Annotated in this window: 17 protein-coding genes; 16 read left to right on the top strand and 1 reads right to left on the bottom strand. The window is 71.1% G+C overall.

Going from position 1 to position 17,795, the window contains the following annotated elements; genetic code table 11:
• The first annotated feature begins 5 nt into the window (after nt 1-5).
• The 7 genes from CG740_RS27455 to CG740_RS27485 all read left to right on the top strand — a co-directional run bounded on the left by CG740_RS27455 (nt 6) and on the right by CG740_RS27485 (nt 6,283).
• The gene (locus tag CG740_RS27455) at nt 6-491 is read left to right on the top strand and encodes an NUDIX hydrolase (protein WP_199846590.1); all 486 of its coding nucleotides are present in this window, start codon (nt 6-8) and stop codon (nt 489-491) included.
• 55 nt (nt 492-546) lie between these two features.
• A complete protein-coding gene (locus CG740_RS27460) occupies nt 547-855 on the top strand; it encodes a DUF2469 domain-containing protein (RefSeq protein ID WP_003965949.1) in 309 nt (102 codons plus the stop codon).
• A gap of 221 nt (nt 856-1,076) precedes the next feature.
• Nucleotides 1,077-1,454, top strand: coding sequence for a YraN family protein (locus CG740_RS27465; RefSeq protein WP_100577966.1), 378 nt, complete (start codon nt 1,077-1,079; stop codon nt 1,452-1,454).
• A 1-nt stretch (nt 1,455) separates the two neighbouring features.
• Nucleotides 1,456-3,072 (top strand): YifB family Mg chelatase-like AAA ATPase, encoded by a 1,617-nt coding sequence (locus CG740_RS27470; RefSeq protein ID WP_100577967.1) that lies wholly within the window; start codon nt 1,456-1,458, stop codon nt 3,070-3,072.
• A 347-nt stretch (nt 3,073-3,419) separates the two neighbouring features.
• A complete protein-coding gene (dprA, locus tag CG740_RS27475) occupies nt 3,420-4,556 on the top strand; it encodes a DNA-processing protein DprA (RefSeq protein WP_100578045.1) in 1,137 nt (378 codons plus the stop codon).
• Nucleotides 4,557-4,798: 242 nt separating this feature from the next.
• Complete coding sequence (whiG, locus tag CG740_RS27480) at nt 4,799-5,641, top strand: RNA polymerase sigma factor WhiG (protein ID WP_100577968.1); 843 nt, start codon at nt 4,799-4,801, stop codon at nt 5,639-5,641.
• 84 nt (nt 5,642-5,725) lie between these two features.
• On the top strand, nt 5,726-6,283 hold the full coding sequence (locus CG740_RS27485; protein WP_100577969.1) for a TetR/AcrR family transcriptional regulator: 558 nt from the start codon (nt 5,726-5,728) through the stop codon (nt 6,281-6,283).
• 39 nt (nt 6,284-6,322) lie between these two features.
• On the opposite strand, the gene CG740_RS27490 is transcribed toward CG740_RS27485, so the two are convergent.
• Nucleotides 6,323-6,778 (bottom strand): murein hydrolase activator EnvC family protein, encoded by a 456-nt coding sequence (locus CG740_RS27490; RefSeq protein ID WP_234376513.1) that lies wholly within the window; start codon nt 6,776-6,778, stop codon nt 6,323-6,325.
• A gap of 642 nt (nt 6,779-7,420) precedes the next feature.
• Between CG740_RS27490 and rpsB the strand changes: the two genes are divergently transcribed.
• The 9 genes from rpsB (at nt 7,421) to CG740_RS27535 (ending at nt 17,386) form a co-directional block, all read left to right on the top strand.
• The gene (gene rpsB / locus CG740_RS27495) at nt 7,421-8,350 is read left to right on the top strand and encodes a 30S ribosomal protein S2 (protein WP_100577970.1); all 930 of its coding nucleotides are present in this window, start codon (nt 7,421-7,423) and stop codon (nt 8,348-8,350) included.
• Between the two features lie 122 nt (nt 8,351-8,472).
• Nucleotides 8,473-9,309, top strand: coding sequence for a translation elongation factor Ts (gene tsf, locus CG740_RS27500; RefSeq protein ID WP_100577971.1), 837 nt, complete (start codon nt 8,473-8,475; stop codon nt 9,307-9,309).
• 157 nt (nt 9,310-9,466) lie between these two features.
• Nucleotides 9,467-10,255, top strand: coding sequence for a UMP kinase (pyrH, locus tag CG740_RS27505; protein ID WP_199846591.1), 789 nt, complete (start codon nt 9,467-9,469; stop codon nt 10,253-10,255).
• A gap of 124 nt (nt 10,256-10,379) precedes the next feature.
• A complete protein-coding gene (gene frr / locus CG740_RS27510; protein WP_053729268.1) occupies nt 10,380-10,937 on the top strand; it encodes a ribosome recycling factor in 558 nt (185 codons plus the stop codon).
• Entirely contained in the window at nt 10,937-12,043 is a 1,107-nt protein-coding gene (locus CG740_RS27515; protein ID WP_100577973.1) for a phosphatidate cytidylyltransferase, read from the top strand. The genes frr and CG740_RS27515 overlap by 1 nt, the downstream gene beginning before the upstream one ends.
• A gap of 91 nt (nt 12,044-12,134) precedes the next feature.
• Nucleotides 12,135-13,241, top strand: coding sequence for a 23S rRNA (adenine(2503)-C(2))-methyltransferase RlmN (gene rlmN, locus CG740_RS27520; protein ID WP_053729267.1), 1,107 nt, complete (start codon nt 12,135-12,137; stop codon nt 13,239-13,241).
• A gap of 283 nt (nt 13,242-13,524) precedes the next feature.
• A complete protein-coding gene (locus CG740_RS27525) occupies nt 13,525-14,625 on the top strand; it encodes a thiamine ABC transporter substrate-binding protein (RefSeq protein ID WP_100577974.1) in 1,101 nt (366 codons plus the stop codon).
• 110 nt (nt 14,626-14,735) lie between these two features.
• On the top strand, nt 14,736-16,364 hold the full coding sequence (locus CG740_RS27530; RefSeq protein WP_100578047.1) for an ABC transporter permease: 1,629 nt from the start codon (nt 14,736-14,738) through the stop codon (nt 16,362-16,364).
• Nucleotides 16,364-17,386, top strand: a complete 1,023-nt coding sequence (locus CG740_RS27535) for an ABC transporter ATP-binding protein (protein ID WP_100577975.1) — start codon at nt 16,364-16,366, stop codon at nt 17,384-17,386. Before CG740_RS27530 ends, CG740_RS27535 begins: the two co-directional genes overlap by 1 nt.
• The last annotated feature ends 409 nt before the right edge of the window (nt 17,387-17,795 follow it).

Raw genomic sequence — 17,795 nt, forward strand, 5'->3', positions numbered from 1 at the left:
ACCCCGTGACCGAACCGCGCAAGGTCGCCCGGGTCGTTCTGCTCGACCCCGACAACCGCATCCTGCTCATGCACGGCTACGAGCCCGAAGACCCCGCCGACACCTGGTGGTTCACCCCGGGCGGCGGCCTGGAGGGCGACGAGAGCCGGGCGGAGGCGGCCCTGCGCGAACTCGCGGAGGAGACCGGGATCACAGACGTCGAACTCGGGCCGGTCCTGTGGCAGCGCGTCTGCTCGTTCCCCTTCGACGGGCGCCGCTGGCACCAGGACGAGTGGTACTACCTGGCCCGTACCACCCAGACCGAGGCCGCCCCGACCGGCCTGACGGAACTGGAGCGGCGCAGCACCTCGGGGCTGAGGTGGTGGACCTCCGCCGAACTGTCGGCGGCGCGTGAGACGGTGTACCCGACCAGGCTCGCCGAGCTGCTGCGCACGCTGCTCGACGAGGGTCCTCCGCACGCGCCGGTGGTCCTGGCCCCGGAAATCGTCTAGGGGCCCAGGGGGCTGACGCACAATAGGGGGACGCACGGCTGAAGGGGAACATGCCATGAGCGCCGAGGACCTCGAAAAGTACGAGACCGAGATGGAGCTGAAGCTCTACCGGGAGTACCGCGACGTCGTCGGTCTGTTCAAATACGTGATCGAGACCGAGCGCCGTTTCTACCTCACCAACGACTACGAGATGCAGGTGCACTCGGTCCAGGGCGAGGTGTTCTTCGAGGTGTCGATGGCGGACGCCTGGGTGTGGGACATGTACCGGCCGGCCAGATTCGTCAAGCAGGTCCGGGTCCTCACCTTCAAGGACGTGAACATCGAGGAGCTGAACAAGAGCGACCTCGAACTGCCGGGGGGCTGAGCGCTGCCGCGGTGAACGGTGAGCGGGGCAGGGGAAAACGGTTGAGCGCTGCCGCGGTGAACGGCTGAGCGGGGCAGGGGCAGGGGCAGGGGGCCGAGCGGGGCCGGGGAGGGCGGACGAACCCCTTCGGGTGGCGGAGTTTTCCACAACCGGAGGGTTGTCCACCAAGATCCACTTCCCGGCGCCGGATGCGTGAGAGTCGGTGCCGGAGGTGGTGCCGGATGAACGCTCGCGGAGCTCTCGGAAAATACGGCGAAGACCTGGCGGTACGGCTGCTCGAAGCGGCCGGAATGACGATCCTGCAACGCAACTGGCGCTGCGGCAGGACCGGCGAGATCGACATCGTCGCCCACGACGACACGGCCCCCGGCGGCCCCGTGCTCGTCATCTGCGAGGTCAAGACCCGCAGGGCGGGCGCCTACGAACACCCCATGGCCGCCGTCACCCCCGCCAAGGCCGACCGCCTCAAACGCCTCGCCGGCCACTGGCTCGCCGACCACGGAGGACCACCTCCCGGCGGCGTACGCGTCGACCTCGTCGGCGTCGTCCTGCCCCGCAAGGGCGCACCCCGCGCCGAGCACGTGCGGGGGGTGGCCTGACATGGGATTCGCACGCACCTGCTCGGTCGCCCTCGTCGGTGTCGAAGGCGTCGTCGTCGAGGTCCAGGCCGACCTCGAACCCGGCGTCGCCGCCTTCACCCTCGTCGGCCTTCCCGACAAGAGCCTCGCGGAGAGCCGCGACCGGGTACGGGCCGCCGTCGTCAACTCCGGCGACTCCTGGCCCCAGAAGAAACTCACCGTCGGCCTCAGCCCCGCGTCCGTCCCCAAGAGCGGCGCCGGCTTCGACCTCGCCATCGCCTGCGCGATCCTCGGCGCGGCCGAACGCATCGACCCCCGCGAACTCACCGACCTCGTCATGATCGGCGAGCTCGGCCTCGACGGCCGCGTACGGCCCGTGCGGGGCATCCTGCCCGCCGTCCTCGCCGCGGCCGAGGCCGGCTACGAACAAGTCGTCGTCCCCGAACAGACCGCCGCCGAAGCGGCCCTCGTCCCCGGCATCTCCGTCCTGGGAGTGCGCAGCCTGCGCCAACTCGTCGCCGTCCTCACCGACGAGCCCGTCCCCGACGAAGAACCCGCCGAGAAGGGCCGCCCCGACGCGATGCTGGCCGGACTCGTCGTCCCCGGAGCCGGAGCGGGCACCGGCCTCGCCGCCGGCCCCCGCGACGCCGACCTCGACCTCATCGACGTCGCGGGCCAGCACGCCGCCCGCGCCGCCCTCGAAATCGCCGCTGCGGGAGGCCACCACCTGCTGCTCTCCGGCCCCCCGGGCGCCGGCAAAACCATGCTCGCCGAACGACTCCCCGGCATCCTGCCGCCCCTCACCCGCCAGGAATCCCTCGAAGTCACCGCCGTCCACTCGGTCGCCGGAATCCTCCCGCCCGGCGAACCTCTCGTCCGCCGCGCCCCCTACTGCGCCCCGCACCACTCCGCCACCATGCAGGCCCTCGTCGGCGGCGGCAACGGCCTGCCGCGCCCCGGCGCGGTATCCGTCGCCCACCGAGGAGTGCTCTTCCTCGACGAAGCGCCAGAATTCGCCGGCAAAGCCCTCGACGCCCTCCGCCAGCCCCTCGAATCGGGCCATGTCGTCATCGCCCGCAGCGCCGGAGTCATCCGGCTCCCGGCCAGGTTCCAGATGATCCTCGCCGCCAACCCCTGCCCCTGCGGCCGCCACACCCTGCACGGCGCGGGCTGCGAATGCCCCGCCTCCATGATCCGCCGCTACCAGGCCAGGCTCTCCGGCCCCCTCCTCGACCGCGTCGACCTCCGCGTCGAAGTCGAACCCGTACGCCGCGAAGACCTCCTCGGCGGAGGGGGCCGCGGCGAGCCCAGCGCCGTCGTCGCAGCCCGCGTCCTCGCCGCCCGCGAGCGCACCGCGGCCCGTCTGGAGGACACCCCTTGGAACAGCAACAGCGAAGTCCCCGGCCATGAACTGCGCACCCGCTGGCTCACCGCCCCCGGCGCCCTCACCGGAGCCGAACGCGACATGGAGCGCGGCCTGCTCACGGCCCGCGGACTCGACCGGGTCCTGCGCGTCGCCTGGACCATCGCCGACCTGGCCGGCCACGACCGCCCCGACGCGGACCACGTCGCCCTCGCCCTGGAACTGCGCACCGGCATCTCCCGAGGCGCCCCCATGCCGGTGGGGGTGAGCCTGTGAGCGCGTATGACGACGAGCACACGGGCCGAGAGGAGCCGTTGGCCGTCGGCAGGTCTGTCAGCACGTCTTCCGGCACGTCTTCCGGCCCCCCTCTCGGGCCGCCTTCCGACAGGCCTTCCGACAGGCTTTCCGACAGGCCTTCCGGCCGGGAGCACCCCGGACCCGTGCTCGGCCCCGTATCCGTGCCCGGCCCCGTACCCGGCCTCGGCCCCGTACTCGGACTCGGCCCCGGACCCGGACTTGGGCCTGTACCCGTACCCGGACTTGGGCCCGGCCCCGCACCCGGCCCCCTACCTGGCTCGGGATCCGGATCCCGGGCCAACCGCACCGGGGCGGACGCCGAACGCCTGGCCAGGGCCGCCCTCACCCGCGTCATCGAACCCGGCGACGAACGCGGCGGCCGCTGGCTGCGCACCTTCGGCGCCGTCGAGCTGCTGCGCCGCCTCACCTCACCCGAAGGGCCCGAGGACGATCCGCCCGGCGCCAGCGCGGCCCGGCTCGACGCCCACCGCCGCCGGGCCGCCCTGGCCGACCCCGAACGAGACCTGGCGACCGCCGCGACGGCCGGCGCGCGGTTCCTCGTCCCCGGCGACGAGGAATGGCCGAGCCAACTCGACGACCTCGCCGACGCCCGACCCGTCGGCCTGTGGGTGCGGGGCCACGCCGACCTGCGGATATGGGCACTGCGCTCCGTCGCCCTGGTCGGCGCCCGGGCCTGCACGCCCTATGGGGCGCACATGGGTGCCGTCCTCGGCTCAGGGCTCGCCGAAAAGGGGTGGGTCGTCGTGTCCGGGGCCGCTGCCGGTGTCGACGGAGCGGTGCACCGCGGGGCCCTGGCTGCCGGGGGAGCCACCATCGCCGTGCTCGCCTGCGGGGTCGACGTCATCTACCCGCGCGGACACGCCGAGTTGATCGGACGCATCGCCGAACAGGGCCTCCTCGTGGGCGAATTACCACCCGGAGACCATCCGACACCCAGCAGATTCATCCTGCGCAACCGCGTCATCGCCGCCCTCACCCGCGGCACCGTGGTCGTCGAGGCCGAGTACCGCAGCGGCTCGCTCGTCACCGCCCGCGCCGCGCAGAAGCTCGGCCGCTTCACGATGGGCGTCCCCGGCCCCGCCACCAGCGGACTCTCGGCCGGCGTCCACGAACTTTTGCGCGGTGAGGCCACCCTGGTCACCGACGCGGCGGAAATCGTCGAACTCGTTGGAGACATGGGTGAACTCGCCCCCGCTCGCCGCGGCCCCGTCCTGCCCCGGGACCTCCTCGCCCCGGACGCCGCACGTGTCCTGGAAGCGTTGCCCTCCCGCGGCACCGCGGCCGTCCGCGACCTCGCCCGCGAGGCCGGAACCAGTACGGACGAGGCGCTCGGCCGTCTCTACGAACTGCACTCGCTCGGCTTCGTCGAACGCGTCGGCGACAGCTGGAGGTTGACGCCGGGCACGCTCCAGGCCGCGGCCACCCGGCGAGGCGGTGCTTGACCAGGGGCATTCGGGTGACAAGGTGAGCAAGATACGTCCACCACGGGCCGCACGGCAGCGCCTTCGGGGCCGACGAGCGGCACCGCGACCCCCACCTGCGCGTGCGCCGGTAACGGCCGGTGCGACCGGGCCCGCTCACCGGACCTCGCGCACCGCGACGGTCCAGTCACGCTACGCTCACGAGGATCCCCGACCGGAAACAGCCCCCGCTCACGTCACAGCAGAACGGCTCAAGGCAACGCATGCCCCAGCACACCTCCGGGTCTGATCGCACGGCAGCGCCCCCGGCTGCCCGCGGCAGCGGCACCGTGCGGCCACCGGCCCCCTCGTCCGTCGACGAGTTGTGGCGGTCGTACAAGGCCACCGGCGACGAGCGGCTGCGCGAGCAGTTGATCCTGCACTACTCGCCCCTGGTCAAGTACGTCGCGGGACGCGTGAGCGTGGGTCTGCCGCCCAACGTCGAACAGGCCGACTTCGTCTCCTCCGGAGTCTTCGGGCTCATCGACGCGATCGAGAAGTTCGACATCGAGCGGGCCATCAAGTTCGAGACGTACGCCATCACCCGGATCCGCGGCGCGATGATCGACGAGCTCCGCGCCCTCGACTGGATCCCGCGCTCCGTACGCCAGAAGGCACGAGCCGTCGAGCGTGCGTACGCGACCCTCGAAGCACAGCTCAGGCGCACCCCGTCGGAGGCGGAAGTCGCCTCCGAGATGGGCATCGCCGTCGAGGAACTGCACGCCGTATTCAGCCAGTTGTCGCTCGCCAACGTCGTGGCCCTCGAAGAGCTGCTGCACGTCGGAGGCGAGAGCGGCGACCGGCTCAGCCTCATGGACACGCTGGAGGACACCTCCGCCGACGACCCTGTCGAGGTCGCCGAGGACCGGGAACTGCGCCGGCTGCTCGCCCGCGCTATCAACACGCTGCCCGAGCGCGAGAAGACCGTGGTCACGCTCTACTACTACGAGGGCCTCACCCTCGCCGAGATCGGCAATGTCCTCGGGGTCACCGAGAGCAGGGTCAGCCAGATCCACACCAAATCGGTGCTCCAGCTGAGGGCCAAACTGGCGGACGTCGGGCGCTGAGGGGTCCTTGGCGAATCGTCCCTGCCGATCACGTTCGGCGCCCGGCCGTAAAGTGGAGCAGTGCCCAGGATCCGAGCGGCCTCCGTGGCCGAGCACCGCACCATGCAGCGCGACGCCCTGCTGGACGCCGCACGATCGCTGCTGTCCGAAGGCGGAACGGAAGCGCTGACCTTCCCCGCCCTGGCCGAGCGCACGGGCCTTGCCCGCTCCTCCGTGTACGAGTACTTCCGCTCGCGCGCCGCGGTCGTCGAGGAACTGTGCGCCGTCGACTTCCCGCTGTGGGCCGCCGAGATCGAAGGCGCGATGCAACGGGCCGACACCCCCGAAGGCAAGGTCGAGGCGTACGTACGCCACCAGCTCGGCCTTGTCGGCGACCAGCGCCACCGGGCCGTGGTCGCCATCTCGGCCAGCGAACTCGACGCCGGGGCCCGCGAAAAGATCCGCGCCGCCCACGGCGGCCTCATCGCCATGATCGTCGAAGCCCTGGCCGACCTGGACCACGCCCAGCCCCGGCTGGCCGCGGTCCTCCTCCAGGGCATCGTCGATGCGGCGGTCCGCCGCATCGAAGCGGCGCCGACGGAATCCCCCGCCGCGATCGCGGACGCGGCAGTGGCCATGGCCCTGACGGGCGTCAGGGGCTGAGGCTGGGGGCCTCCCTCCCCCTACACCCCCCCACCCCCCTCACCCCGGCTCAACCACCCCCGCCACCGGCAGCAGCCGTGATCGTGCGGCCCGGTGTAGGAGCAGGAGCGGGTTCATATAGGTGTCGCCTCTTCTCAGCCCCCAGTGCAGGCAGCCCTGTGGGCAGTGCGAGGGGGCTTCGGTGGTGGTGGCGACCACCTCGCCCGCGGTTACTTCTTCGCCCTCCTTCACCTCGGGCCTTACTGGTTCGTAGGTCGTTCTCAGCGGTGTTCCCCCTGGTGGGGGTGCCTTGCCCGACAGGGTGATCGTGAGGACGCCCCGGCCTGCCACCTGGCCCGCGAAGGTGACGCGGCCGGGGGCGGCGGCACGGACGGGGGTGCCCGGAGGCGCGGCGAGGTCGATGCCGCGGTGGCCGGGGCCGTAGGGCGTGGACGGTGGAGCCCAGGGGTGGACCACCGTGGGCGGGACGACGGGCCAGGCCGCCGCGGTGGTCATGGCAGTCAGGGTCAGCAGAAGTGGCCGGTATTTGGGGAACCTGCGGAAGTACATGAAGGGCCTGCGGAAGTACATGGGGAACAGGGTCCCGGGCGGGAGCGATCGGAGTGGATCTTGCTCGGTAGCTGTGGAGAACTCCCCGGTTGTGGACAGCGCCGTCACCCGGCAGGGTCCGGATCCCGTGCAGCGCCGGGAGCCAGCACGGCTCCGGGTTCCGTGCAGCACCGCGACTCAGCCCGGTCCGGGTCCCGCTCACCGCTGCGGCTCAGCCCGGTTCGGGTTCCGTGCAGCGCCGTCGACCCAGCCCGGTCCGGGTCCCGCTCACCGCTGCGGCTCAGCCCAGTCCGGGTTCCGTGCAGCACCGCGACTCAGCCCGGTCCGGGCCCCGCTGACCGCCGCGACTCAGCCCGGTCCGGGTTCCGCTCACCGCCGTCACCCGGCACTGTGCGGGTCCCGTACACTTCTTGTGGCGATCCGGGTGACCGGATCGACTTCGCACGCCCCGCCGGCGGTCTCACCACCATCGCCGGCCGCGCCTCTCGGTCCTCAACCCACGCAGGGTCCAGGGCACGGCGCAACGGGGCGTCAGGCGCGGCAGCCGACCGGCGGCCGCGGTAACCGAGTACCTCAAGGAGTACGGCCATGGCCGTCGTCACGATGCGGGAGCTGCTGGAGAGCGGCGTCCACTTCGGTCACCAGACCCGTCGTTGGAACCCGAAGATGAAGCGCTTCATCTTCACGGAGCGCAACGGCATCTACATCATCGACCTGCTCCAGTCGCTGTCGTACATCGACCGCGCCTACGAGTTCGTCAAGGAGACCGTCGCGCACGGCGGCTCCATCATGTTCGTCGGCACCAAGAAGCAGGCGCAGGAAGCGATCGCCGAGCAGGCGACGCGCGTGGGCATGCCCTACGTCAACCAGCGCTGGCTCGGCGGCATGCTGACCAACTTCTCCACCGTCTACAAGCGTCTGCAGCGCCTCAAGGAGCTTGAGCAGATCGACTTCGAGGACGTCGCGGCCTCGGGTCTCACCAAGAAGGAGCTCCTGGTCCTCTCGCGCGAGAAGGCCAAGCTGGAGAAGACCCTCGGTGGTATCCGCGAGATGTCGAAGGTTCCCAGCGCCGTCTGGATCGTCGACACCAAGAAGGAGCACATCGCCGTCGGTGAGGCGCGCAAGCTCCACATCCCGGTCGTCGCGATCCTCGACACGAACTGCGACCCCGACGAGGTCGACTACAAGATCCCGGGCAACGACGACGCGATCCGTTCCGTCACCCTGCTCACCCGCGTGATCGCCGACGCCGTCGCCGAGGGCCTCATCGCCCGTTCCGGTGCCGCCACGGGCGACTCGAAGCCGGGCGAGAAGGCCGCCGGCGAGCCGCTCGCCGAGTGGGAGCGCGACCTGCTCGAAGGCGAGAAGAAGGCCGACTCCGAGGAGTCCGCCGAGGCTGCGGCCCCCGCGGCCGAGGCTGCTCCGGCCGCCGAGGCCGAGAAGCCGGCCGAGGCCGCTGCCGAGGCTCCGGCCGCCGAGGCCACCGAGGCTCCGGCCGCGGACGCCGAGCAGGCCTGACCCCTTAACCGGGACCCACAGGTTCGGTAGTTGACGGCGGGGGCCACAAGCCCCCGCCGTCGACCCGTAGCCCCGCAGATCTTCGTAGATCTTTCTAGACTCCGAGAGAGAAACACAGACTCATGGCGAACTACACCGCCGCTGACGTCAAGAAGCTCCGTGAGCTCACCGGCGCCGGCATGATGGACTGCAAGAAGGCCCTGGACGAGGCCGACGGCAGCGTCGACAAGGCCGTCGAGGCCCTGCGCATCAAGGGTCAGAAGGGCGTCGCCAAGCGCGAGGGCCGTTCTGCCGAGAACGGCGCCGTCGTCTCCCTCATCTCCGAGGACAAGACCTCCGGCGTCCTGGTCGAGCTGAAGTGCGAGACGGACTTCGTCGCCAAGGGTGACAAGTTCCAGGCCGTCGCCGCCAAGCTCGCCGAGCACGTCGCCGCCACCTCCCCGGCCGACATCGCCGCGCTGCTCGCCTCCGAGATCGAGGCCGGCAAGACCGTGCAGGCGTTCGTCGACGAGGCCAACGCCAACCTCGGCGAGAAGATCGTCCTGGACCGCTTCGCGCAGTTCAAGGGCGGTTACGTGGCCGCGTACATGCACCGCACCATGCCTGACCTGCCGCCGCAGATCGGTGTCCTCGTCGAGCTCGACAAGGAGAACGCCGAGGTCGCCAAGGGCGTCGCCCAGCACATCGCCGCCTTCGCGCCGAAGTACCTCACCCGTGAGGACGTTCCGGCCGAGGTCGTCGAGACCGAGCGTCGCGTCGCCGAGGAGACCACCCGCGCCGAGGGCAAGCCCGAGGCCGCGCTCCCGAAGATCGTCGAGGGCCGCGTGAACGGCTTCTTCAAGGACGCCACGCTCCTCGGCCAGCCGTACGCGCTGGACAACAAGAAGTCCGTCGAGCAGGTCCTGAAGGAGGCGGGTGTCACCCTGACGCGCTTCACGCGCATCAAGGTCGGCATCTGAGTCCGTTCGGCGTTCGACACTAGACCCCGCTAGGGTCTGAGGCAGTCGTCCGCGCACGCGACGGACGACGGCAGATCTGACGAGGAGGCCATTGCCGCTAGGGACCGCGAGTACCCACCGGCAATGGCCTTCTTCGTATGTGCACGAGGAGATCCCTATGAATCAGGGCGCGGACGCCGCCAAGGCCGATCACTCGGCCGACCACAAGCGCGATGACGGCAAGGTGGCCGGGCGCTTCATGCTGAAGCTTTCCGGTGAGGCGTTCGCCGGCGGTGGGGGGCTCGGTGTCGACCCCGACGTCGTGCACAACATCGCCCGCGAGATCGCCGCAGTCGTCCGGGACGGGGCGGAGATCGCCGTCGTCATCGGCGGAGGCAACTTCTTCCGGGGCGCCGAGCTCCAGCAGCGCGGCATGGACCGGGCGCGCTCCGACTACATGGGCATGCTCGGCACGGTCATGAACTGCCTCGCCCTCCAGGACTTCCTGGAGAAGGAGGGCATCGACTCGCGCGTCCAGACCGCGATCACGATGGGCCAGGTCGCCGAGCCGTACATTCCGCTGCGGGCCGTGCGCCACCTGGAGAAGGGCCGCGTCGTGATCTTCGGCGCGGGCATGGGCATGCCGTACTTCTCCACCGACACCACCGCCGCCCAGCGTGCCCTGGAGATCGACGCCGAGGCCATGCTGATGGGCAAGAACGGCGTGGACGGGGTCTACGACTCCGACCCCCGGACCAACCCCGACGCGGTGAAGTTCGACGCCCTTGAGTACGGCGAGGTCATCACCCGGGACCTGAAGGTCGCGGACATGACCGCGATCACCCTGTGCCGGGACAACAACCTCCCGATCCTCGTCTTCGAGCTCCTGACGGCCGGCAACATCGCGCGCGCCGTCAAGGGTGAGAAGATCGGCACGCTCGTGAGCGACCAGGGCACCCGGGCCTGACCGGGGGATGGACAATCCCCTGCCGGTCGGACACCGTGCAGGGAAAGACGCTGGTTATCCAGGGCCCAAGGGCTCAGATCGCACTGAGTCCTCCCGGCCCACCCAAGACATGCAGGAGCAAGTGGTGATCGAAGAAATCCTCCTCGAAGCCGAGGAGAAGATGGAGAAGGCCGTCGTGGTCGCCAAGGAGGACTTCGCCGCGATCCGCACCGGCCGTGCGCACCCGGCGATGTTCAACAAGATCGTGGCGGACTACTACGGCGCGCTGACGCCGATCAACCAGCTCGCCTCGTTCTCCGTGCCGGAGCCGCGCATGGCGGTCGTGACCCCGTTCGACAAGAGTGCCCTGCGCAACATCGAGCAGGCCATCCGCGACTCGGACCTGGGCGTCAACCCCAGCAACGACGGCAGCATCATCCGCGTGAACTTCCCGGAGCTGACCGAGGAGCGCCGCAAGGACTACATCAAGGTCGCGCGCACCAAGGCCGAGGACTCCAAGGTGTCGATCCGCGCCGTGCGCCGCAAGGCGAAGGACGCCCTCGACAAGCTCGTCAAGGACAAGGAGTCCGGCGAGGACGAGGTCCGCCGTGCGGAGAAGGAGCTCGACGACACCACCGCCAAGTACGTGGCGCAGGTCGACGAGCTGCTCAAGCACAAGGAAGCCGAGCTGCTAGAGGTCTGATGAACGACTCTTCCTGGGGGGCTCCGCCGAGACCCGAATACTGGGGAACCCCCGAGGGGCCTTCCCAGGGGGCGTTCCCGGCGGGGCCTGCATACGATGCGTATGACGCCCCGCCGGTGTCGCGGACACAGCCGATGCCGGTCGTGCCCGACCTCGGCCGAGGCGCCGAAGACCGCGAACGTGATCCGGGGGCCGCTCTGCCGGGCGGCCCTGACTTCCGCGACGAGCCGCCGCAGGAGCCCATGGCAAGCCCTCCGCCCGTGCCGCCCGTGCCCGCCCAGCCGGAGAAGAAGAAGGCGGGCCGCGATCTGCGTTCCGCGATAGGGGTCGGCGTCGGTCTCGGCGTGGTCATCATCGCGTCGCTGTTCATCGTGAAGGCCGTCTTCGTCGGGGTCATCGCGGTCGCCGTCGTGGTCGGACTGTGGGAGCTGACCAGCCGCCTCCAGGAGCGCAAGGAGATCAAGGCGCCCCTGGTGCCGCTCGCGGTCGGCGGCGCGGCGATGGTGGTCGCCGGGTACGTCGGCGGCGCGGAGGGCGCGTGGGTGGCGATGGCGCTCACCTCGCTCGCGGTCCTCGTGTGGCGGATGACCGAGCCGCCCGCGAACTACCTGCGGGACGTCACCGCGGGCGTCTTCGCCGCGTTCTACGTGCCGTTCCTCGCCACGTTCGTGGCGATGCTGCTCACCGCGGACGACGGCCCCTGGCGGGTGCTCACCTTCCTGCTCCTGACCGTGGTCAGTGACACGGGCGCGTACGCGATCGGCTGGCGCTTCGGCAAGCACAAGCTGGCCCCGCGCATCAGCCCCGGAAAGACCCGCGAGGGACTGTTCGGCGCGGTGTCGTTCGCGATGGTGGCGGGCGCGCTGTGCATGCAGTTCCTCATCGACGACGGCACCTGGTGGCAGGGCCTGCTGCTCGGCCTCGCGGTCGCCGCGAGCGCCACGCTCGGCGACCTCGGCGAGTCGATGATCAAGCGGGACCTCGGCATCAAGGACATGGGCACGCTGCTGCCCGGCCACGGCGGCATCATGGACCGCCTCGACTCCCTGCTGCCCACGGCTCCGGTGGTGTGGCTGCTGTTGGCGGTGTTCGTAGGAACTGGCTGACCTGCGTTTTCTTATCGCTTTGAACGGTAAAGGGCTCTTCGTCCACAGGACGGCGAGCCCTTTTCCGTACGTCTGAGACACTTGAGGAACCATGCCCAAGCCCGGAGAACTCACTTTCGTCGCCCCCCGCGGAGCCAAGAAGCCGCCGCGGCACCTCGCCGACCTCTCGCCCGCCGAGCGCAAGGAAGCCGTCGCCGCCATCGGCGAGAAGCCGTTCCGCGCCAAGCAGCTCTCGCAGCACTACTTCGCGCGGTACGCGCACGACCCGGCGGAGTGGACCGACATCCCGCTCGCCGCGCGCGGCCGGCTCCAGGAGGAGCTGCTGCCCGACCTGATGTCCGTCGTGCGGCACATCTCCTGCGACGACGACACCACCCGCAAGACGCTGTGGAAGCTGCACGACGGGACGCTCGTCGAGTCCGTCCTGATGCGCTACCCGGACCGGGTGACGATGTGCATCTCCTCGCAGGCCGGCTGCGGCATGAACTGCCCGTTCTGCGCCACCGGCCAGGCGGGCCTGGACCGCAACCTGTCGACCGCCGAGATCGTGCACCAGATCGTCGACGGCATGCGGGCGCTGCGCGACGGCGAGGTGCCGGGCGGCCCCGCCCGCCTGTCGAACATCGTCTTCATGGGCATGGGCGAGCCGCTCGCCAACTACAAGCGGGTCGTCGGCGCGATCCGCCGCCTCACCGACCCCGAGCCGGACGGCCTGGGCCTGTCCCAGCGCGGCATCACCGTCTCCACCGTGGGCCTGGTCCCGGCCATGCACCGCTTCGCCGACGAGGGCTTCAAGTGCCGCCTCGCGGTGAGCCTGCACGCGCCCGACGACGAGCTGCGCGACACCCTCGTCCCGGTCAACACCCGCTGGAAGGTCCGCGAGGTCCTCGACGCCGCGTGGGAGTACGCCGAGAAGTCCGGCCGCCGCATCTCCATCGAGTACGCCCTGATCCGGGACATCAACGACCAGGCGTGGCGCGGCGATCTGCTCGGCCGGCTCCTCAAGGGCAAGCGGGTGCACGTCAACCTCATCCCGCTGAACCCGACGCCGGGCTCCAAGTGGACGGCCTCGCGGCCCGAGGACGAGAAGGCGTTCGTCGAGGCCATCGCGGCCCACGGCGTGCCCGTCACCGTGCGCGACACCCGCGGCCAGGAGATCGACGGGGCCTGCGGCCAGCTCGCCGCCTCCGAGCGGTAGTCCGCAGCTGGGCCGTCGTCCGAAGGGCAGAACGGCCTGGGGCAGGTCAGGGGGCCCGTGTAACCTGGCTGGAAACATCTGCATATTCCGACAGGGGAGCGCCACAGCGCTGAGAGTGCGGTACCCGCAAGGGATACGGACCGCAGACCCTCTGAACCTTGCCCCGGTCATTCGGGGTAGGAAGTTCGGCGATTACTCAAGCTGTTGCGCCCTGCCCGCACGACCCCGCGTCGTGCGGGCAGGGCCGCGTCTCTTCCTGGTCATCTCCAGGAGGAATGAAGAAATGCGCAGTACCAAGAGGCTCGCGGCCGGCGCGCTCGCCGCCGCCCTCGGGGTCACCACGCTCGCGGCCTGCGGCGGATCGGACGGCACCAAGGCGTCCGGTACGGCCAGTGGGTCCGGGGGCAAGACCGTGACGCTCGTCAGCCACGACTCGTTCAACGCCTCCGCCCCGGTGCTCAAGGCGTTCACCGCCGAGACCGGGTACACCGTCAAGGTCCTCAAGAGCGGGGACGCGGGCGCCGCCCTCAACCAGGAGATCCTCACCAAGGGCTCCCCGCGCGGCGACGTGTTCTTCGGCGTCGACAACACCCTGCTCTCGCGCGCCCTCGACAACGGCATCTTCACTCCGTACGAGGCCAAGGGCCTGGACCGGGTCCCCGGCGACGTCCAGCTGGACAAGGACAAGCACCGGGTCACGCCCATCGACACCGGCGACATCTGCGTCAACTACGACAAGAAGTACTTCGCGGACAAGAAGCTCAGCCCGCCGCAGTCCTTCGGCGACCTGATCAAGCCCGAGTACAAGGACCTGCTCGTCACGGAGAACGTGGCGACCTCGTCCCCGGGGCTCGGCTTCATGCTCGGCTCGGTCGCCACGTACGGCGACGACGGCTGGCAGGACTACTGGAAGAAGCTGAAGGCCAACGGCGTCAAGGTCGTCGACGGCTGGGAGCAGGCGTACAACACGGACTTCTCCGGCTCGGCCGGCGGCAAGAAGGCCAAGGGCGACCGCCCGCTGGTCGTCTCCTACGCCTCCAGCCCGCCCGCCGAGGTCATCTACGCCGACCCGAAGCCGGCCGAGGCCCCCACCGGCGTCGCCACCGGCACCTGCTTCCGCCAGACCGAGTTCGCGGGCCTGCTCCAGGGCGCCAAGAACGAGGCCGGCGGCAAGGCGCTCCTGGACTTCCTGATCTCCAAGAAGTTCCAGCAGGACATGCCGCTCCAGATGTTCGTGGACCCGGTCGCCAAGGACGCCGCGCTGCCCGCGGAGTTCACCAAGTACGGCACGAAGATCACGGAGTCGACGACCGTCGCGCCCGACAAGATCGCCAAGAACCGTGACCAGTGGGTCAAGACGTGGTCCTCGCTCGTCCTGAAGTAGACGGGCCCGATGCGAACGGCCCCGACACGGACGCCCCCGGGGCGGGCCGCCGCGGGGGCGAGGCGCGGGCGGACGCGGTGGCGCGGCGCGGTGCGCTGCGCCGCGGCGGGATGCGGTTCGCGCTCATGGCGCTGCCGCTCGTGTTCTTCGCGCTGTTCTTCGCCTGGCCCGTGGCCGCCATCGTCGGCCGCGGGCTCAAGGCGGACGGGGCCTGGCAGTTCGGCCGGATCACCGAAGTACTCGGCGACCCGGACATCGGCCACGTCCTGTGGTTCACCACCTGGCAGGCCCTCGCCTCCACCGCGCTGACCCTCGCGATCGCACTGCCCGGCGCCTATGTCTTCGCCCGCCTCGACTTCCCCGGCAAACAGCTCCTGCGGGCCGCCGTCACCGTCCCGTTCGTGCTGCCGACCGTCGTCGTGGGCACCGCGTTCCTGGCGCTGCTCGGCCGCGGCGGGCTGCTCGACCAGCTGTGGGGCGTGCGCCTGGACACCACGGTGTGGGCGATCCTGCTCGCGCACGTCTTCTTCAACTACGCCGTCGTCGTACGCACCGTCGGCGGCCTGTGGTCCCAGCTCGACCCCCGGCAGGAAGAGGCCGCCCGCGTCCTCGGCGCGTCCCGCCTCGCGGCCTGGCGCAGGGTCACGCTGCCCGCGCTCGGCCCGGCGGTCGCCGCGGCCGCGCTCATGGTCTTCCTCTTCACCTTCACCTCCTTCGGTGTCGTCCAGATCCTCGGCGGGCCCACCTTCTCCACCCTCGAAGTGGAGATCTACCGCCAGACCGCCGAACTCCTCGACCTGCCGACCGCGGCCGTCCTCACGATCGTGCAGTTCGCGGCGGTCGGCGCGATCCTCGCCGTGCACGCCTGGACGGTACGCCGCCGCGAGAGCGCCCTGAAGCTCGTGGACCCCGCCCAGACCGCACGCCGGCCCCGCGGCGCCGCCCAACGCGTCCTGCTCGGCTCGGTCCTGGCGGTCGTCGCCCTGCTGATCCTGCTGCCCATCGGCGTCCTGGTCCAGCGCTCCCTCGACACCCCCGACGGCTACGGATTCGGCTACTACCGGGCACTCCAGGCCGCCGGTGACAACGGCAGCTTCCTCGTGCCGCCCATCGAGGCGATCGGGAACTCGCTCCAGTACGCCCTCGCCGCCACCGCCATCGCGCTCGTCGTCGGCGGGCTCGCGGCGGCCGCCCTCGCCCGGCGCGGCACCGGCCGCCTCATGCGGAGCTTCGACGCGCTCCTGATGCTGCCGCTCGGCGTCTCCGCCGTGACCGTAGGCTTCGGCTTCCTGATCACCCTCGACAAGCCGCCGCTGGACCTCAGGACCTCCTGGATCCTGGTGCCGCTCGCCCAGGCGCTCGTGGGCACGCCCTTCGTCGTACGGATCATGCTGCCGGTGCTGCGCGCGGTGGACGGGCGGCTGCGCGAGGCGGCGGCCGTGCTCGGCGCGTCCCCGCTGCGGGCCTGGCGCGAAGTGGACCTGCCGCTGGTGCGCCGGGCGCTCCTGGTCGCGGCGGGCTTCGCCTTCGCGGTCTCGCTCGGCGAGTTCGGGGCGACCGTCTTCATCGCCCGGCCCGACCACCCGACGCTGCCCGTCGCGGTGGCCCGCCTGCTCGGCCGGGCCGGCGACCTCAACTACGGCCAGGCGATGGCCCTCAGCACGATTTTGATGGTGGTGTGCGCGGTGTCGTTGCTCGTCCTGGAACGCATCCGGACCGACCGCGGCGGGGAGTTCTGATGCTGAAGCTCGACGGTGCGACCGTACGGTTCGGACAGCGGGCCGCGCTCGACGCGGTCGACCTTGAGGTCGCCGACCACGAGACGGTGTGCGTGCTCGGGCCCAGCGGCAGCGGAAAGTCGACGCTGCTGCGGGTCGTCGCGGGCCTCCAACCCCTGGACGCCGGACGGGTGTTGCTCGGCGGCGCCGACCAGGCCGGGGTGCCGGTGCACAAGCGCGGGCTCGGCCTGATGTTCCAGGACCACCAGCTCTTCCCGCAGCGCGACGTCGCCGGGAACGTGGCGTTCGGGCTGCGCATGCGGGGTGCTTCGCGGGCCGAACAGGCTGCCCGGGTAGGGGAGTTGCTCGACCTCGTCGGCCTTCCCGGCGCCGAGCGGCGGGCCGTCGCCGCGCTCTCCGGCGGCGAGCAGCAGCGCGTCGCCCTCGCGCGGGCGCTGGCGCCCTCGCCGCGCCTCCTCATGCTGGACGAGCCGCTGGGGCAGCTCGACCGTACTCTGCGCGAGCGTCTGGTGGTCGAACTTCGTTCCCTGTTCGCCCAGTTGGGTACGACCGTACTGGCCGTCACGCACGACCAGGGCGAGGCCTTCGCCCTGGCCGACCGGGTCGTGGTGATGCGGGACGGCCGCATCGCGCAGACCGGTACGCCCCTGGAGGTCTGGCAGCGCCCCGCCTCCGAGTTCGTGGCGCGCTTCCTGGGCTTCGAGAACGTGGTGCCGGCGACGGTGACGGGGGCGGTGGCGGCCACCCCCTGGGGGAAGGTGCCGGTTCCTCCCGGCTCCCCTCAGGGCGAGGTGCGCCTGCTGCTCCGCCCCGGGGGCATCCGGCTCGTCCCCTCCCGGGACGGCCTGCCCTGCGAGGTCGTCGCGCGCACGTTCCGGGGCAACCACGTGGCCCTCCGACTGCGGCCCGGGGCGGGGCCGTTGCTGGAGGCCGAGTGTGACTTGGCGGCCGCGCCGGAGGTTGGCTCCGGGGTGGGGGTCGCCTTCGCGGCGGGCGGGGTCGTGGTGCTGGCGGAGGACTAGCCCCGCGGCCCGCGTCGCTCCTGGGCCCGGCCCGTGGGGCTTGGCCCTGGTTCTGCGGGCTTTGTGGCGGCCTTGCGCCTGGCTCCGCGGGGTTTGCGCCTGGCTCCGCAGGGTTTGCGGCCGGTTTGCGCCTGGCTCCGCGGGTTTGCGGCAGCCTCGGTCCCAGTCCTGCGGGGTCGCGCCCCCGCCCCCTTCAGGCTCCGTGCTGTGCGGCTGCGTCGCGGTGGCCTGGCCTGCGGGGGCGGGTGGCTTGCGCTGCCCCGGACGCCGGTTTTTGCCCCTCCCCACCCCTTCCCGCAACCCTCCGGGGGTGGGCGTGGGGCTGGGCGGCTTCCGGGGCTGCGCCCCGGGCCCGTTGGTTCGGGTGCGGATCGTGCTTGGCTGGTCGCGCAGTTCCCCGCGCCCCTGG

This window comes from Streptomyces sp. CB01201, assembly GCF_002803085.1.
Lineage (GTDB): Bacteria > Actinomycetota > Actinomycetes > Streptomycetales > Streptomycetaceae > Streptomyces > Streptomyces hundungensis.

Bases quoted from the DNA above. Each gene is read 5' to 3' on its own strand.
- CG740_RS27470 (WP_100577967.1), top strand. From the start codon at position 1,456: ATGGGATTCGCACGCACCTGCTCGGTCGCCCTCGTCGGTGTCGAAGGC.
- pyrH (WP_199846591.1), top strand. From the start codon at position 9,467: ATGAATCAGGGCGCGGACGCCGCCAAGGCCGATCACTCGGCCGACCAC.
- CG740_RS27460 (WP_003965949.1), top strand. From the start codon at position 547: ATGAGCGCCGAGGACCTCGAAAAGTACGAGACCGAGATGGAGCTGAAG.
- tsf (WP_100577971.1), top strand. From the start codon at position 8,473: ATGGCGAACTACACCGCCGCTGACGTCAAGAAGCTCCGTGAGCTCACC.
- rpsB (WP_100577970.1), top strand. From the start codon at position 7,421: ATGGCCGTCGTCACGATGCGGGAGCTGCTGGAGAGCGGCGTCCACTTC.
- CG740_RS27515 (WP_100577973.1), top strand. From the start codon at position 10,937: ATGAACGACTCTTCCTGGGGGGCTCCGCCGAGACCCGAATACTGGGGA.
- whiG (WP_100577968.1), top strand. From the start codon at position 4,799: ATGCCCCAGCACACCTCCGGGTCTGATCGCACGGCAGCGCCCCCGGCT.
- rlmN (WP_053729267.1), top strand. From the start codon at position 12,135: ATGCCCAAGCCCGGAGAACTCACTTTCGTCGCCCCCCGCGGAGCCAAG.
- CG740_RS27490 (WP_234376513.1), bottom strand. From the start codon at position 6,778: ATGACCACCGCGGCGGCCTGGCCCGTCGTCCCGCCCACGGTGGTCCAC.
- CG740_RS27465 (WP_100577966.1), top strand. From the start codon at position 1,077: ATGAACGCTCGCGGAGCTCTCGGAAAATACGGCGAAGACCTGGCGGTA.
- CG740_RS27535 (WP_100577975.1), top strand. From the start codon at position 16,364: ATGCTGAAGCTCGACGGTGCGACCGTACGGTTCGGACAGCGGGCCGCG.
- CG740_RS27530 (WP_100578047.1), top strand. From the start codon at position 14,736: ATGCGGTTCGCGCTCATGGCGCTGCCGCTCGTGTTCTTCGCGCTGTTC.
- CG740_RS27525 (WP_100577974.1), top strand. From the start codon at position 13,525: ATGCGCAGTACCAAGAGGCTCGCGGCCGGCGCGCTCGCCGCCGCCCTC.